This is a genomic window from Mesonia sediminis, assembly GCF_042684705.1.
Classification (GTDB): domain Bacteria; phylum Bacteroidota; class Bacteroidia; order Flavobacteriales; family Flavobacteriaceae; genus Mesonia; species Mesonia sediminis.
This window is the reverse complement of the sequence record NZ_JBHULZ010000023.1, coordinates 260,543-277,449: the sequence shown is the minus strand read 5'-3', so window position 1 is coordinate 277,449 and position 16,907 is coordinate 260,543. Positions and strand designations below refer to the sequence as shown.

Below are 16,907 nucleotides of genomic sequence, written 5' to 3'. Positions count from 1 at the left end.
TTAAATTCTTTCTTCTAAGGTGTCGCAATGCATTAGTATTTTTTCATCTTCAACAACATCTTGCGTTTCTGATCCGCTTTGACTGGCATCTAAAGTTTTTTGTATCAATTTATTTTTCAAGGTATTGTTTTGCGTACGAAGTAATTTGTCTTTCTCTAAATCAAAATACAATTTACCATCTACAAAAGTTTTTTCCGCTTTAGCGTAGATAGATAAAGGATGATCACTCCATAATACCAAATCGGCGTGTTTCCCTTCTTTTATACTTCCCACATAATTATCGATATGTAATAATTTAGCGGGGTTAAGCGTTACTGTTTTCCAGGCTTCTTCTTCGCTTAAACCTCCGTATTTAATAGTTTTGGCAGCTTCTTGATTTAATCTTCTACTCATTTCGGCATCATCAGAGTTTATCGCAGTGACAACGCCTTGATTATGCAAAATTGCTGCATTATAAGGTATTGCATCATTTACTTCATATTTATATGCCCACCAATCAGAGAAAGTTGAGGCACCAGCACCGTGTTCTTTCATCTTATCGGCAACTTTATATCCTTCTAAGATATGAGTGAACGTATTTACGGTAAAACCGAATTGTTCGGCCACTTTCATAAGCATATTAATCTCACTTTGAACGTAAGAGTGACACGAGATAAAACGTTTAGAGCGGATAATCTCTAACAATGTCTCTAATTCAATGTCTTTGCGATAATTCGGATTGTTTTTTATCTCTTGCTCGTAGGCTAAAGCTTGATTAAAATAATCGATATAAACTTGTTCAACTCCCATACGGGTTTGAGGAAATCTATAGCCGTTACCCCAGTTAGATTGTTTCACGTTTTCACCCAATGCAAATTTGATAAATTTAGGAGCTTGCTCAAAGATAAGCTCATCGGGTTGATGCCCCCAGCGTAATTTTAGTATAGCCGATTGACCACCAATTGGGTTAGCCGACCCGTGTAATAACTGGATGGTAGTTACGCCACCAGCTAAGTTTCTATAAATGTTAATATCTGTAGGGTCTATAACATCTTCCATTTGCACTTCTGCGGTTGAATTATGACCAGCTTCATTAACAGCAGAGGCTGCAATATGTGAATGTTCGTCTATAATTCCTGAGGTTAAGTGTTTGCCGGTTGCTTCTATTATAATAGCATTACGGCTTGATAAATCTCGCCCTATTTTATGAATTAAACCGTCTTTTATTAAAACGTCGTAGTTTTCAATAATTCCCAGCTCCTCATTGGTCCATAGGGTTGCGTTTTTAATCAAGAATTTTTTAGTTTCTGGTAAGGTTTTAAAACCATAGGCCATATTAGGAAATGAAACAGGGGCAAAGTTTGGTTTTTCCAGGTCTTCTTGCTCATTCTTTGCTTGCTTCTTTTTAAAGTTTTCATCTCGCACAGCGGTTAATTTCCTCTGCTTACCATTTGGCGTGTTTAACCATATATTTAAACGCTTTTTTTCTCTAGGTGCTTCGATTAGCAACCTATACATTCCCATTTCGTTAGATTCAGGAATTTCGAATACTAATGTTTGATCTTTACCTAATTGTTTGTGTTTAAAATCGATCTCCTCTCCATTCCATAGCAATTGACTAGGTTGTTTTTTTTCATACTCGTAAACTAATGTGAGGGGAAAGTCTATAGCACTAACATTATATTTACCAATAGGGGTTAGCGCTTCAAGCGAATTTAAATTATGTAGCTCTCCCTGAATAACGTGTGCCAGTATAGCGCTATTTTCCTCAAAATAGGGCGTGTTAGTAATAAAAAAGTTTGCCAACTTATCGGTATGTAAGCTCCCTAATCGATGATCTTGCCGTAGTAGTTGAGCGGGTTTGCTGGTTAAGGAAGCCAATGCAACCTCTTGCGGTAATCCGTATTCAATAGCCAACAATAAATTGGTTTTAAAGGAAGCCAAATCTTCTAAACCTTGAGCTGTTATGGTAAATGGAATTTCATTTTTATGCAGTAGCATTAAATTTGCTGGTGCTTGATCCCATCTTTTTAATTTCTTGAGACTAATTTTTTCTGCAACGTGTGGATGACTTATTGTGTAGGGTTTAGGAAAGTCAAGGGGTGCAATTATCGTATTGCCCATTTTTCTTAACGTACTTAAATTCTCAAACTCAAACCCGTTACCCTTGACTAAATATTTTTTACCAAACTCTTCGCCTATTTTTATTGCCCGGAGCTCATCTAAACCATTGTCGGTAATAAAAATTTGAGGTAAATTTTCTTGTTTTATTAAAGCCTCGAGTGCTAAATCTTTATAATCTGAAATATTGTTTTTATACCAATTAGCATCTAAATAAGTTTGTCTAATTAATGCCATTGCTCCCATTGTAGAGGTAGGATACATTTGATTAGAGAGAATGCTTTTATCAAAAGAAAGAACTGTACTTGCTTTTTTCTTTATTATACTTTGTATTGCGCCTTGGTTTTTAACTAAGCTTACAAGGCTAGAGGTGCCGCGCATAATTCCATCGGGATAATGTGTATTAACTACACCAAAACCAATTTGCAGAAGTTTCTTAGCTTCCTCTTCTTCATATTCAAAAAACAGGCTGGCGTTAGTCTCTGGTCGTATATGGTCATTCCAATAATGGCCTGTCCTAGTGGCATCGTAACCGTTTCCTTTTTTAGCCTGTTCTTTTGTCGGCTTTTTGATACCAAATTCACTGGTTAAATCAATAAAAGAGGGATATAAGTGTTTGCCATCTAAGTTTATGGAAATATAATTGTCTTCAACAGCAATTTGTTTTGCTATTTTCACAATCTTGCCCTTAAAAACAAGTAAATCTCCTTTAAAAGGTTTTTCATTCGGATTGTGAATAACGGCATTTTGATATAGGGTATGGGCATCGTACCTGCTTTTTACCCCATCGTTTTTAGGGAAATATTCTTGGGCTTGCGCTGTAGTAAATAGGAGCAATATCCCAAAATAGGTTAAAAGATTTCTCATTCTCTTTAAATTTAAGGCCTAAAAATAGTAAAATAATTTAACCTAACTCTTTTGAATTCTTCCATCAAATACGCTCCATTCATTAATTCAGAACGAGATTGCTTTACATTATGAGTGAAAGGTTAATACGTGGCAAGCGTTTTGGTCTGATAAAAATCATTAACCAATAAAGCAACGACATAATTATAACTTTTCATTCCCAGTGGTTGATTATTGGCTTTTAAAAATTGATTATAAAATGACTTGAAAAGTGGTTCCAACGGATTTTGATGCGCCTGCCAGAAATCACCAACTTCTTGGTAATTTTGGAGTACACCAGTATTAAGCAAACCAATTAAATTATCGGCTTGACAGGGGTCTTTTTGCATAAGATCGCCTAAGCAATATTGCAAAGCAAAAGCATAACCGGCAAAACGAATGGCAGCATTGCTATGATTCATACTTACTTTGCAAGCCATAAAATTAGCCTCATTCTCTTTAGCATACCCAATTTGATGACCTATTTCATGGCTGGTAGTGGTGGGTAGCTTAAATAAAGGTATTCGCGTATTAACTTGCGCCTCGTTGGTTAATGGATTTAAATAACCATTAAACCCCATATAGCTCAGGGGGATGCTTAGTAATGAGGGTTTTATGCTGGGGTTTTCATAAATGAAATTTGCGTTGGTTTTGGCCAGATGATGGTAGCCATCTGTCATTAACCGTCCAACTTCAAATTTATGAAAAGAAAACTCCACTGGTTTGTTTTCATTTTGGGTGAGTTGTAACTGAAGTTTATTTGTTTTTTCAATTAAATGCTCGGTATAATTATTTAATTCGGGTAAATTATAATCCGCTTTAAGCTGAAGGCTGTGATGCAAAGGTTGCCTATAAAAATTATACCCCCAGAATAAATGGAAGAAAAATATTAGAATAGAAAAGAAAGCTAATAATTCTACGCCCCATTTGTTGAATTCACGAAAATTATTTCTAATACGCTTATAAATCCAACGAAGACTGATAAAAATAAGCACCCCATATAAAACATCACCTACAGAAAAGGGTATAAAACCAAAAGCCAAACGAAGTAAACTGGAAAGATAAGGATAAATACCTTGACTGTAATATAGTTCTACCCATTGTGGTTGTGTTTTTAAAAACTGTAAAAACATAATTTGAATGGGTAAGAAAATTGCAAAAGCAATGAGAATTTTTCTTTTCAAATTTTTTATTTCAAATGTAAAGAAAAACCAATAAAAACGGGTATATTTTTATTCTTCTTACAGAAACAATACCTTTGTGAAATATATAAAAATACAGAGCATGAACGAAGAAATAAGAAATTTAGAGCCTAAAGCGATTTGGAATAATTTTGCAGACTTGAATGCTATCCCAAGGCCTTCAAAAAAGGAGGAAAGGGTGATTGCCTTTATGAAAGCTTTTGGTGAAAAATTAAATTTATCAACACAAGTTGATCAAATTGGAAATGTAGTGATAAAAAAGCCAGCTACACCAGGATATGAGGACAGACAAACTATTGTATTGCAGTCTCACCTTGATATGGTTCATCAAAAAAATAACGACACCGAGTTTGATTTTGATACGCAGGGAATAGAAATGTACGTTGAAGGAGACTGGGTGAAGGCAAAAGGAACTACCCTAGGAGCCGATAATGGCTTAGGAGTAGCAACTATTATGGCTATTCTTGAAAGCGATACCATCGAGCATCCGGCAATTGAGGCTTTATTTACCATTGATGAAGAAACCGGGATGACGGGAGCAAAAGAATTAGATGACAGTATTCTCGAAGGCACTATTCTACTTAATTTAGATACCGAAGAAGATGATGAGATTGGTATTGGTTGTGCCGGTGGTATAGATCTTACTGCTACGCGAAATTATGATCAAGAAAAATCGCCGACAGATTCTACAGCTATTAAAATCATTGTGAATGGTTTAAATGGAGGTCATTCGGGTATGGATATTATTAAAGGTTTAGGAAACGCCAATAAATTAATGAATAGAATTTTATTAGCTACTCAAGAAAATGGACTTCGTGTTGCCGAAATTCAAGGGGGCGGCCTTAGAAATGCTATTCCTAGAGAAAGTGTTGCAAAGGTAGTAGTTGCCAATAATCAATTAGACGCATTTAAAGCTAGTTTTAATGCTATTGTACAGGACATTAAGATAGAATATCAAGGATTAGAGAAAGAATTGAATATACAATTTGAGGCAATTGATAGCATTAAAGAAGTAATGGCTGTTGCCGATCAAAAATTAGTATTAAATAGTTTAGCCGCGGCACATAATGGAGTGTTTAGAATGAGTCCTGCCGTTGAAGGTTTGGTTGAAACTTCAAATAATATCGCTAAGGTAAGTTTGGAGGCGGGTGAAGTTAAAATACTTTGCTTGACGCGCTCTTCTGTAGAATCTTCTAAGCATAACTTGGTATCTAGCTTAAAAGCTAGTTTTGAATTAGGCGGTTTTAAGGTGGATTTAAGTGGGGATTACCCGGGTTGGGCTCCGAATCCAAATTCACAAATGGTGAAAAATCTTGCAGAATTATATGTAAGGCAGAATGGTGAAGAAGCCAATGTAGCCGCATGTCACGCAGGATTAGAATGTGGAATCATAGGTAGCCACTATCCAAAAATGGACATGGTTTCTTTTGGCCCAACAATACGAGGTGCACACTCACCCGATGAGCGGGCGAGTATTTCGTCTACCCAGAAATTTTGGAAATTTTTATTAGAAGCATTAAAAGAAATACCAAAAAAATAAAAACTAATTAAAAAAAGCTTAGCATTTCGCTAAGCTTTTTTTTGTAAAAATTATTCGTCGTAGATATTACTATAAGGATTGCCTGGAGTTACAAAAAATTCACCATTAACGTATCGATAGTGTTTATCTAAGTGTTTAATTTTTTCTAAGTCTTCACGGTCTAAATTTATAGTTAAGCTATTTAAATTCTCTTTTAACCGGTGAGTATTGGTAGACTTGGGTATAACTGCATTTCCTTGTTGTACAGACCAATTAATTAATACTTGTGCAGCACTAGCATCATGCTTTTCGGCTATTTTTAGGATGGTTTCGTTTTCTAAAAGAGAAGGCTCGTTCTCGGCCTTCATCTCTGGTATGCGGTCTTGACTTCCCAAAGGTGAGTATGCTGTTAATAAAATATTATTTTCTGTACAAAAATTATGTAATTCGTTTTGTTGTAAATAGGGGTGTAGTTCTACTTGATTCATTTCTGGATAATCCTCTGTTTTATCCATTAAATCTTTCAATTTTTTTATACTAAAATTTGAAACCCCAATATGTTTAACCAAGCCTTGCTTTTTTGCCTCAAGCATAGCTTCCCAAGTTTCGATTATAGGAGCTTCTTCTATAGAAAGATAATCACTATCTTGCTGAGGGAAATTTGTTACTTCTGGTTTAAAAGCTACAGGCCAATGAATTAAATAAAGGTCTAGATATTCTAATTGTAAATCGGATAAAGTCTTTTTTAGGGCCGGAATTACATCTTCTTTTAAGTGCGCATTATTCCATAACTTTGAAGTTATAAACACGTCCTCACGTTTAATATTTCCTTGTTTAAAAACGGAATTAAAAGCTTTTCCTATTGCAGCCTCATTGCCGTAAGTTGCAGCACAATCTATATGTCTGTATCCTTGTTCTAATGCCGTTTTAATGGCTTCCTCGATTTCTTTATCGCTTGATTTCCACGTGCCCAGCCCAATTGCAGGTAGTGCGTCTCCATTTTTAAATTTTAATTCTTTCATTTTTTATTTTAAAGGTAAAAACTAGTCCGTAAAGGCAAGACAAAAAAGTTTAGTTTAATATTTATTTAATATTTAGTTCGTGGATGATAATTTTCCATTACGGTTTTTAGATGTGACCTATCCAAATGCATATATACCTCTGTAGTGGTAATACTTTCGTGGCCTAACATTTGCTGGATGCTGCGAAGATCGGCTCCGTTTTCGAGTAGGTGAGTGGCAAAAGAATGTCTAAAAGTATGCGGACTTATATTTTTTTTGATACCGGCATATTTGCAGAAATTTTTAACTAGGGTAAATATCATTGCTCGCGTAAGCTGCCTGCCTCTTCTGTTTAAAAACAAAATGTCAACACTTTCTTCTTTTACCGGATCTAAAACTCTTATTTCTTTTATGTAGTACGTTATGTAGGTAATGAGACTTTCTGTTACAGGGACTAATCGCTGCTTGTTACCTTTTCCTGTAACTCTTATAAAGCCTTCTTCAAAAAATAAATCTGATAACTTGAGGTTTATTAGCTCAGATACCCGCAGACCGCAACCATATAAGGTCTCTAAAATAGTGCGATTCCGTTCACCCTGTGGATGACTCAAATCTATGGCAGCAATAATAGCATCTATTTCTTGAACACTCAATGTGTCGGGTAGTTTTCGACCAATCTTAGGCGTTTCTACTAATTCCATCGGGTTGTCTGTTCGATAATTTTCGTGCACCAAAAATTCAAAAAAGCTTTTTAATCCAGAAATTATCCGCGCTTGAGAGCGAGCATTGACCACTTTATTTAACTCAAATAAGAAACTATAAATACTAGTGTCTTTAACTTGAATTAGCGAAACTGAAGCCTTTTCTTGTTCTAAAAATTTGGTTAATTTAACAATATCTAATTCATAATTCACGATAGAATTGTAAGATAAACCGCGCTCCAATTTAAGGTAAGTCTTATAATTCTGAATGAGTTGGCTTGATTCCATACGGTAAAAATAAACATTTAATGGGTATCTTAGACATTAGGGAAACTTTAGTGAGTACTTAATATATCTTTAAGAGACTGAGCCGTATGTTTGCTGTAAATCATTAAAAAATAAATTATGAAAAAATTAGTTTTAACTGCAATAGTTGCAGCAGCAGGAATTTTTGGCGCTCAAGCTCAAGCCAATTCAGATTTGGTTAAATTAGGTGTAAAAGGGGGAGTAAACCTGGCTACAGTAACTGGAGATGATTTTGATAGTCCAGATTCTAGAACGAGTTTTAACGCTGGTTTTGTAGCCGAAGTTCCTTTTTCTGAGCGCTTTTCTGTGCAAGGAGAGGTATTGTACTCGGGTCAAGGCTTTGATGCAGTGCGAGTAGACCAAGATAATTTTTTAGATAATGATGAAAATATCGAGGTACAATTAGATTATATTCAAATCCCTTTACTTGCAAAAATATATTTGGTTGAAGGTTTAAGTGTAAGCGCAGGACCACAAATAGGTTTCTTAGTAAATGACGAAATAGATTATAAGCCTAATAGCGATAGTGGAGACATTGATATTGATGGCGCTTTAGAACCAGAAGATATTGACATTAGTTTAGCAGCTGGTCTTGAGTATGCTTTTGATAACGGATTTTTTATAAGTGGGCGCTATAACTACGGGTTTAGCGAAATTATAAAAGATGTAGATGTACACAACTCTGTTTTGCAATTCGGTATTGGGTATACTTTTAAATAACATGAATTTAGATTGAAAAAAAGCGATTGAGTTACTCAATCGCTTTTTTTATGGCTTAAGTTTTTTAAAACTTATAAATAAGTCCAAAATTTATATCATTTGTATCAATACCAAAATCAAAACGTTTGGTAGCTTCGGCTCCATCACTATCCGGTTTAGCCGAACTATAACCTAGGATTCCAACACTTGCCTCGATAGCAAAGTTGTTTGATAAAAAATAACTAACACCAGGCATAAACCCAATATTTAAACCGTTTACTTTATTATCAAAAATATCTTTGGTGTGCCCATATCCTAAATTTAATTCACCATAGGGGGTAAAGCGTTTTCCTGGTAAAAGGTAATAGCGACCAAATACTCCTACTTCAAAAGTTGAATTATCCACGGTATCACGGCCTCTTGAATCTTCTGCAGTATTCTTACTGTACCCTAACTGAGCACCGACAGCAAAGAAGTCATTTACAAAATAACCAAAACGCGGAATAATGTTAAAATTACTTGATTTAGAATCATCTGGATTTTTTGTAGTGCTGTAACCTACAGATCCAGATATAAACATGTCTCCGGTATCAAATCCTGGATTTTCTCCAGTTTCTTGAGCTTGAGCAAAAGTCAGGCTAAATACCGCCACTGCGCTTAAAATAAACTTTTTCATTTTATGTATAGTTTTAAATTTAGAGCAAAGTTAATCACCGCTTTTTAAATTTTATTTATAGAAATTGTTCTCATTTAATTCAAATTAAAGTGTAATTGATTTAAATATTTATGTTTTTAGGAATGAAAGGAGGCTTTGGAGCAAAACAATTATCAAAAAATGATTTTTTTAAGAGATTTTTGAAATATGACATTTAACAAAAAATTAAACTATAAAAATACCTGAATAAGCTTACCTAGGCTTAGACTTCAATACATAATTAATAAGGGGGTTCCAGAAATAAATTGCATTTTCTTTTGTACATTCGCTTTAACTTAAAATAAAAATAGAATGAAAAAAATTGTTCTTGCAGCCCTTATTTTTGTAGCCTTTTGTGGTATTTCCTATGCACAATCAATTCAAACCGGAATTTCTGGAGGTTATTTAAATGTTGAGGCCAATAATAAAGATGAAAACGGATTCTACGCAGGTTTGTATATTGAAGCACCTTTAAGTAATAGTTTTGCTTTAAAACCTAGTTTGCTTTACGGAAATGTTAGCGACAATAATTTACTTTATTTTCCAGTAGTTTTAAAATATTACTTATTATCAAATTTAAGCGTGCAAGCGGGTCCGCAAGCTACTTACATTTTTGATATACCCAACAGTGATTTTAAAGATAGATTGGGCTTAGATTTAAGTATAGGAGCAGGCTTGAAACTTTTAAAAGATTTTACAGTGAGTTTAGATTATGGTTTTAAAATTGCAAAAAATAGTGAAACCTTTCAGTCAAGCGATTTTAATAGTTTAATGATAGGCTTATCTTTAGACTTATAAATCGAACAAAATGAAAATTCTTATCATAAACGGACCCAATTTAAATTTACTGGGAACACGAGAACCCCAGATTTACGGAACTTCAAATTTCGAGAATTATTTAGGTGAATTACGTCAAGAATTTAAAGAAATAAATATTGACTACCTTCAATCTAACCACGAAGGTGATTTAATCGATGCATTACAAATTGCGGCAGATAAGGTAGATGCTGTTATTCTTAACGCAGCTGCCTATTCGCATACCTCTATTGCATTGGCAGACACTGTAAAGGCCATTCAAACACCAGTTGTCGAGGTGCATATTTCAAATATTTTTGCCCGCGAATCTTTTCGCCATCATTCTTACTTAAGTGCGGTTTGTAAAGCTAGCTTATCTGGCTTCGGACTTAGAGGCTATGCTATGGCGATATACTATTTAAAGCATGAAAACAACTAAAGCTTATTTAAATTGGAGCTCCGGTAAAGATGCTTGCTTAGCTCTAAATAATATACAACAATCTAAATCTTTAAGTGTTGAGCTTTTACTAACAACTTATAACGCAGATTTAAATCGGGTAACCATGCACGGTGTACCCATCTCTTTGGTAGAAGCGCAAGCTAAATCTCTTGGACTACCTTTAGATTTTCTTAGCTTAAAAGGAGATGTTTCGATGACCACCTATAATGCAGCGGTTAAAAAAAAAGTTACTTCGCTTAAAGCGGAAGGATTCACAGCGAGTGTTTTTGGAGATATCGCCTTAGATGATCTAAAAGAGTATAGAGAAAAACAATATCGACCTTTAGGAGTTGAACCGATTTTTCCGCTATGGGGAAATGACACACAAAACCTAGCTAATTATTTTATCGATTTAGGGTTTAAAGCAATAGTTATAGCAGTAAGTGCTAAGAGGTTAGATGCTTCTTTTTGCGGTAGAATTTATGATAGGGAATTTTTAAACGATTTACCAAAAGGGGTTGATCCTTGTGGAGAAAATGGGGAGTTTCATACTTTTGTTTATGACGGACCCAATTTTAAATTTCCAATACCCTTTAAATTAGGAGATAAAATCATGCAAAGCTATCAGCCGAGTAAACGTAACGATAAAGACGATTGCTTTAAAAACCAAAGCTTTTGGGATAATCAATTTTGGTTTCAAGAAGTAATACCAATTGATTCATAACTTAACAATTTACTTTATTATTTTAGAATACCGACCGTTATTATAAGATAGTTTTAAGAAGGCGTTTTGAAAAATTAAGTTTTGTATTAACGATTTTTGATCATAATCTAAAATCAAATATATTATGCGAAACAAAATTTTATTTCTATCCCTTTTAATCTGTAGCTTATTTTTTAGCGCTTGCAGCGATGACGATGTAGTAGATAGAATTAGAACCATTAGTGATATCCCAGTAAGTGTTAGTAAAACAGTTGACTATTTACCAATTAATGAATTCAACTTCCCAATTGAAACTAGCGTTAATCTGCGTGCAGAGTTAGAAAAAGAGCTAGGAACAGATGAGGCAATAAATCAAGTTGAAGAAATAGAACTAGACGATATCGATATTGTTTTGGTCAGCGCCGATGACCAGAATAATTTTGATTTTGTTGATTCTGTGACTTTAAGCGTTCGTAAAGATGGTCTGGATGTTATGCAGGTGGCCAGTTTAGATAATGTGCCAAAGGGAGTCGAGCGAATTAGTTTAAACACCACAGATGCTTATTTAGACGATTATTTAAGTGCCGAAGATTTAAAATTAATTGTGCAATTTACCAGTACAGAAGATGCAAATAATATTACGGTTACTTTAGATATGCAATTTGATGCTAAAGTAAACCCATCTTTATAATTAAAAATAAGTAAATCAAAAAAGCCGAGAAGTTTAGAACTCCTCGGCTTTTTCTTTTTTATAATTGATGATTATAAATGAATTACTTCATCATAAGCATCGGCTGTAGCCTCCATAACCGCTTCACTCATAGTGGGGTGAGGGTGAACCGCTTTTAAAACTTCGTGTCCGGTAGTTTCTAATTTTCTACCCAATACAGCTTCGGCAATCATATCGGTCACACCAGCACCAATCATATGGCAACCCAACCATTCGCCGTATTTAGCATCAAAAATCACTTTTACAAAACCATCTTTCTTACCCGAAGCGCTAGCTTTTCCTGAGGCAGAGAAAGGAAATTTACCTACTTTAATTTCGTAACCTTGTTCTTTTGCTTGCTTTTCAGTTAATCCTACGCTGGCAATTTCGGGTGAAGCATAAGTACAGCCTGGAATATTGCCGTAATCTAAGGCTTCAACCTTCATTCCTTTTATTTTTTCAACACATAGAATTCCTTCAGCTGAAGCTACGTGAGCTAAAGCTTGGCCTGGGGTAACATCACCAATAGCATAATAACCCGGAACATTTGTTTGGTACCATTCATTTACCTGGATTTTATCTTTGTCGACTTGAATACCAACTTCTTCCAATCCTATATTTTCTATATTCGTTTTAATTCCCACGGCACTTAAAACGATATCTGCATCTAAAATCTCTTCTCCTTTTTTGGTCTTCACCGTAGCTTTAACACCATTTCCAGATGTATCTACTTTTTCAACAGAAGCATTGGTCATAACCTTTATACCTGATTTCTTGAATGATTTTTCAAATTGCTTTGAAACATCAATATCTTCAACTGGTACAAGATTTGGTAAATATTCTACAATAGTAACCTCGGTTCCCATGGCATTGTAGAAATGGGCAAATTCAACGCCTATAGCACCAGAACCTACTACAATCATTTTTTTAGGTTGCTTTTTTAGGGTCATAGCTTGGCGGTATCCAATTACTTTTTCACCGTCTTGCGGTAGATTTGGTAATTCTCTAGATCTGGCACCTGTAGCAACAATAATATGATCTGCTTCGTAAGTTGTGGTTTGGTCGTCTTTAGCAACCTCTACTTTTTTTCCTTTCAATAACTTTCCGAAACCTTCAATGACGTCAATTTTATTTTTTTTCATTAAAAACTGAACACCCTTACTCATCCCGTTGGCCACATCACGGCTTCTTTTTACCACGGCATCAAAATCTTTATCGGCTTCTTTAACTTTTAAACCATAATCTTCTGCATGCTTCAAATAGTTAAAAACTTCGGCACTTTTAAGCAGTGCTTTCGTAGGAATACAACCCCAGTTTAGGCAAACCCCTCCTAGACTTTCTTTTTCTATTACAGCGGTTTTAAAACCCAATTGGGAAGCTCTAATTGCGGTAACGTATCCACCCGGACCGCTTCCAAGTACAATGACATCATATTTACTCATAGTATTGTTTTTTATCTGTAGTAATGTGCTGCGAATTTAAACAATAATCCCCATAACCAAAAGAGTAGACTTTAATATCTACTCCATGTTATAGGGATTTTTTTACACGTTAACTAAAACTCTTTTAAACTTAACTTTTCAGATTCGAGTGCTTGAGTTAATTGATTATAAGTCGATAGATCTTTTTTAGGGTCATTTGCAAAGTCTGAAGGTAATACAACAAAGCGAAAAACTTGATTATCTGTAAAACCAAAATCAAGGTTACTTAAATCAAAATTACCATCTATTAGCAATTCTACATCTAAATCGGTGTGGTTGTAAACATATTGAATAGTTCCCTCCGGTAAAAAAAAGTTTTGCGGGATAAGACTCCACGTTTCAACACTATTTCCGTTAACATTTTGTACTTCTAGGCGATAAACCAGTATAGCATCAGAGGGTTCTATTGCAATCTCTGGTGGTATATCAAGTATACGTGTAAAAAGATTGGCATTAAAATCATAATTAAAGTCTACGTTTTCATACTCAAAGGTTTGTCCTAGAATATTGGTTCCGTCTAAGCCTGGTGGCCCCATAGGTCCTCGATCGCCTTCGCAACTCCATAAAATAGGGAAGGCTAATAATAATAGTAATTTTTTCATTCTTCGTCTTTTTTAAAATTTAAACTAACTGAGTTTACGCAATATCTTTTTCCTGTTTGGGTAGGGCCATCATCAAAAACGTGACCTAAATGACTTCCGCAGGAGGCACATAATATCTCGGTTCTTATCATTCCTAAAGAGGTGTCTTTTTTATATTCTATGCTTCCCTCAATAGCTTGGTCAAAGCTAGGCCAACCACAATGAGCATCAAATTTAGTATCACTTTCAAACAATAAGGCATCACAAGCTTTACAGTGGTATTCGCCCGATTTAAAATGCATATTATATTCTCCTGTATGTGGCCTTTCGGTTCCTTTTTGTCGCAAAATTCGATATTCTTCTGGCGTCAAAATAGACTGCCATTCCTGTTCAGTTTTTTGTACTGAATAATTTATCTCTTTATTCATATTTTTCTTATCAATTTTAGCTTTTTCATTCTGTTTTTGGGCTTGAGAAGTACAACTTACGAATAATAAGGTAAAACCGATTAAAATTAAATTTTTCATGTTTTTTCTTTTAGACGAAACAAGTTTCGTGCCGTTTTTTATATACTTTTACGGAGTGTTTTTTGTTAAAACCTTAATAAAGGAAAAACGAATACTATCATATTTTTCTATATTGAAACAAAATTTAAATTACCATGAAAAACAAATTTGTAATTTTATTAAGTTTTATTTTTCTGATTTTGAGTGGCTGTAGCCAAAATCCGTTTACGGGAAAAAAAACATTGGCCCTAGTGCCCAATGCACAAATTTTGCCGATGGCTTTTCAACAATATGATCAGTTTTTACAGGAAAACCAGGTTGTTGAAAATACTTCAGAATCCAGGATGGTTAAAACAGTTGGACAAAAAATTGCTACTGCTGCGCAACGTTGGCTGAATGCCAATGGTTATCAAGGATATCTAGAAGGCTACCAATGGGAGTATAATTTGGTTAAAGATGACCAAGTTAACGCATGGTGTATGCCAGGAGGTAAAATTGTAGTGTACACAGGAATTTTACCCATTACTAAAAGTGAAGCTGGTTTGGCTGTTGTAATGGGCCACGAAGTAGCACACGCTTTAGCCAATCATGGCCAACAGCGTATGAGTGCTAGCCAATTACAACAATTGGGCGCTGTGGCTACCGCCGTTGGCTCTCAAGCAGCGGGTGTTAGCGAAGAAAATGCGGCTTTATTGAATCAAGCTTATGGTATAGGCACACAAGTAGGTTTAATGTTACCCTATAGTAGGAGCCACGAAACTGAAGCTGATAAAATAGGACTCACACTAATGGCTGTAGCAGGTTATGATCCTCACGAAGCAGCCGATTTGTGGCGACGAATGAAGGCTCAAGGCGGACAAGCTCCTCCAGAGATTTTATCAACTCACCCCTCTAACGATACGAGAATTAATAATCTTGAGGTATGGGCCGATGAAGCTATGGCTGAAGCCAAAAAATTTGGAGTCACCACTTTTAAACGATAGATAAAAAAACCCTTCTGAAGATTCAGAAGGGTTTTTTTATTCAGGAAAAGTAGCTTGAACAATTTTTTTTGCCTCTGATTGGTGGGTTTTTGGAACAAATAGCTGTACCTGATTAATATCGCCGCCATAGAAACCAGCTCTTAATCCAGATTCATAATTATTTTTTTTAATACTATTGATGCCAGCTTTTTCTAGGATATTCTGTAAAAATTGAATGTTGACATCGCTTCCAGTATATACCAAAGTTAAGATTGTGTCCATTTTTTATTTGTAAAATACAATAATTTTATTATTCTGGCAATGCTTGTATAAGTTGTTTATCGATTAAATCCTCAAACTTTTCTCTTTCACGTATAAGGTAAAGATCTTTTTTATAAAGCATCACTTCGGCTGGCCTTAATCTAGAGTTATAATTACTTGCCATTGAAAAGCAATAGGCTCCAGCATTCTTAAAAGCTAGATAATCACCTTCGTTGATTTCGCTTATTTGCTGGTTATTAGCAAAAGTGTCTGTTTCGCAAATATATCCCACAACCGAATAAAAGCGTTTGTGGTTTTTGGGTTGAGAGATATTTATAATTTCGTGTTTTGCTCCATAAAGCATCGGTCGAATAAAGTGATTAAAGCCAGAATCAACTTGAGCAAAAACGGTTGAAGTGGTTTGTTTAATTGCATTGGTTTTTACCACAAAATATCCTGCCTCGCTTACCAAAAACTTCCCAGGTTCAAAAGTAAGGGCAAGTTTTTTGCCATAAGACTCACAAAAATCTATAAATCGTTTGCTTAGCTTTTCTCCTAAGTTTTCAATATCTGTTTCTATATCATTTGGTCCGTAAGCCACCTTGAAGCCACTACCAAAATCAAGAAATGATAAATTTTTAAAATGTTTGGCGGTATCAAATAAGATTTCGGCTGCTTGAAGAAACACTCCAATATCTAAAATATCACTACCCGTGTGCATATGGAGACCGTTTATATTCATTTTAGTGTTGGCAACTATGCGTAAAATATGCGGTAATTGGTGGATAGAAATTCCAAATTTAGAGTCTATATGGCCTACGGAGATATTAGTGTTTCCGCCAGCCATTATATGTGGATTTATACGTAAACAAACCGGTACTTCTGGATAGTTGTTTCCAAATTTTTCTAATACGTTTAAATTGTCAATATTAATCTGTACGCCTAGGCTTACGGCTTCTTCTAACTCTGTAAAACATACTCCATTTGGCGTGAAAATAATTTTTTTAGGATCAAATCCTGCGTGTAACCCTAATTTAATCTCTTCTATGGAGACGGTATCTAATCCGCTCCCACATTCCTTTAAAATATTGAGAATATTCAAATTAGATAATGCTTTTACAGCATACCTAATTTCTAAACGTTCAATAGAATTGAAGGCATTTTTTAGGCGGTGAAATTGTTGCTTAATTTTTTGCGCATCATAAACATAAAGGGGCGTGCCAAACCTTTCGGCTGCCTTAATTAAATGTGAATTTTTCATTTTTATTGGGGTATAAACTAGATTTTATTTCAATCACAGCCTAAACCGCAAAAAAGTGGTCTTTTTTAAAATTTAATAATATTAAAGGGTATAAGAAAATGG

General features: G+C 34.9%; 17 protein-coding genes. 7 read left to right on the top strand and 10 right to left on the bottom strand.

What is annotated here, in order from left to right:
- Positions 1-2,967 carry an amidohydrolase family protein gene (locus ACFSQ0_RS04430; RefSeq protein ID WP_379044705.1) on the bottom strand — a complete coding sequence of 989 codons (2,967 nt, stop codon included), beginning with the start codon at positions 2,965-2,967 and terminating at the stop codon, positions 1-3.
- Positions 2,968-3,089: 122 nt separating this feature from the next.
- Entirely contained in the window at positions 3,090-4,169 is a 1,080-nt protein-coding gene (locus ACFSQ0_RS04425) for a DUF3810 domain-containing protein (protein ID WP_379044702.1), read from the bottom strand.
- A 100-nt stretch (positions 4,170-4,269) separates the two neighbouring features.
- Here ACFSQ0_RS04425 and ACFSQ0_RS04420 point away from each other — a divergent pair, with 100 nt between their 5' ends.
- Positions 4,270-5,727, top strand: coding sequence for an aminoacyl-histidine dipeptidase (locus ACFSQ0_RS04420; RefSeq protein ID WP_379044699.1), 1,458 nt, complete (start codon positions 4,270-4,272; stop codon positions 5,725-5,727).
- Positions 5,728-5,777: 50 nt separating this feature from the next.
- On the opposite strand, the gene ACFSQ0_RS04415 is transcribed toward ACFSQ0_RS04420, so the two are convergent.
- On the bottom strand, positions 5,778-6,728 hold the full coding sequence (locus tag ACFSQ0_RS04415) for an aldo/keto reductase (RefSeq protein ID WP_379044696.1): 951 nt from the start codon (positions 6,726-6,728) through the stop codon (positions 5,778-5,780).
- Positions 6,729-6,793: 65 nt separating this feature from the next.
- On the bottom strand, positions 6,794-7,696 hold the full coding sequence (gene xerD, locus ACFSQ0_RS04410; protein WP_379044693.1) for a site-specific tyrosine recombinase XerD: 903 nt from the start codon (positions 7,694-7,696) through the stop codon (positions 6,794-6,796).
- Positions 7,697-7,813: 117 nt separating this feature from the next.
- Between xerD and ACFSQ0_RS04405 the strand changes: the two genes are divergently transcribed.
- Positions 7,814-8,434: a porin family protein gene (locus tag ACFSQ0_RS04405; protein ID WP_379044690.1), complete on the top strand. Its 621-nt coding sequence runs from the start codon at positions 7,814-7,816 to the stop codon at positions 8,432-8,434.
- Positions 8,435-8,498: 64 nt separating this feature from the next.
- On the opposite strand, the gene ACFSQ0_RS04400 is transcribed toward ACFSQ0_RS04405, so the two are convergent.
- A complete protein-coding gene (locus tag ACFSQ0_RS04400) occupies positions 8,499-9,089 on the bottom strand; it encodes a porin family protein (protein WP_379044687.1) in 591 nt (196 codons plus the stop codon).
- A gap of 330 nt (positions 9,090-9,419) precedes the next feature.
- Between ACFSQ0_RS04400 and ACFSQ0_RS04395 the strand changes: the two genes are divergently transcribed.
- The 4 genes from ACFSQ0_RS04395 to ACFSQ0_RS04380 all read left to right on the top strand — a co-directional run bounded on the left by ACFSQ0_RS04395 (position 9,420) and on the right by ACFSQ0_RS04380 (position 11,735).
- Positions 9,420-9,905, top strand: a complete 486-nt coding sequence (locus ACFSQ0_RS04395; RefSeq protein WP_379044684.1) for an outer membrane beta-barrel protein — start codon at positions 9,420-9,422, stop codon at positions 9,903-9,905.
- A gap of 10 nt (positions 9,906-9,915) precedes the next feature.
- A complete protein-coding gene (gene aroQ, locus ACFSQ0_RS04390) occupies positions 9,916-10,341 on the top strand; it encodes a type II 3-dehydroquinate dehydratase (protein ID WP_379044681.1) in 426 nt (141 codons plus the stop codon).
- On the top strand, positions 10,328-11,065 hold the full coding sequence (locus tag ACFSQ0_RS04385; protein WP_379044678.1) for a Dph6-related ATP pyrophosphatase: 738 nt from the start codon (positions 10,328-10,330) through the stop codon (positions 11,063-11,065). The genes aroQ and ACFSQ0_RS04385 overlap by 14 nt, the downstream gene beginning before the upstream one ends.
- Before the next feature lie 124 nt (positions 11,066-11,189).
- On the top strand, positions 11,190-11,735 hold the full coding sequence (locus ACFSQ0_RS04380; protein WP_379044675.1) for a hypothetical protein: 546 nt from the start codon (positions 11,190-11,192) through the stop codon (positions 11,733-11,735).
- A gap of 71 nt (positions 11,736-11,806) precedes the next feature.
- Here the strand turns inward: ACFSQ0_RS04380 and lpdA are convergent, their stop codons facing one another.
- The 3 genes from lpdA to msrB all read right to left on the bottom strand — a co-directional run bounded on the left by lpdA (position 11,807) and on the right by msrB (position 14,342).
- A complete protein-coding gene (gene lpdA / locus ACFSQ0_RS04375; protein WP_379044672.1) occupies positions 11,807-13,195 on the bottom strand; it encodes a dihydrolipoyl dehydrogenase in 1,389 nt (462 codons plus the stop codon).
- Positions 13,196-13,308: 113 nt separating this feature from the next.
- Positions 13,309-13,836: a collagen-like protein gene (locus ACFSQ0_RS04370; RefSeq protein WP_379044669.1), complete on the bottom strand. Its 528-nt coding sequence runs from the start codon at positions 13,834-13,836 to the stop codon at positions 13,309-13,311.
- Positions 13,833-14,342: a peptide-methionine (R)-S-oxide reductase MsrB gene (gene msrB, locus ACFSQ0_RS04365; protein WP_379044666.1), complete on the bottom strand. Its 510-nt coding sequence runs from the start codon at positions 14,340-14,342 to the stop codon at positions 13,833-13,835. Before msrB ends, ACFSQ0_RS04370 begins: the two co-directional genes overlap by 4 nt.
- 134 nt (positions 14,343-14,476) lie before the next feature.
- On the opposite strand from msrB, the gene ACFSQ0_RS04360 reads away from it, so the two are divergent.
- The gene (locus ACFSQ0_RS04360; RefSeq protein WP_379044664.1) at positions 14,477-15,304 is read left to right on the top strand and encodes a M48 family metallopeptidase; all 828 of its coding nucleotides are present in this window, start codon (positions 14,477-14,479) and stop codon (positions 15,302-15,304) included.
- Positions 15,305-15,340: 36 nt separating this feature from the next.
- Here ACFSQ0_RS04360 and ACFSQ0_RS04355 read toward each other — a convergent pair whose 3' ends face one another.
- Positions 15,341-15,565, bottom strand: coding sequence for a putative signal transducing protein (locus ACFSQ0_RS04355; RefSeq protein WP_379044661.1), 225 nt, complete (start codon positions 15,563-15,565; stop codon positions 15,341-15,343).
- Between the two features lie 28 nt (positions 15,566-15,593).
- A complete protein-coding gene (gene lysA / locus ACFSQ0_RS04350; protein WP_379044658.1) occupies positions 15,594-16,805 on the bottom strand; it encodes a diaminopimelate decarboxylase in 1,212 nt (403 codons plus the stop codon).
- Between the last annotated feature and the right edge of the window lie 102 nt (positions 16,806-16,907).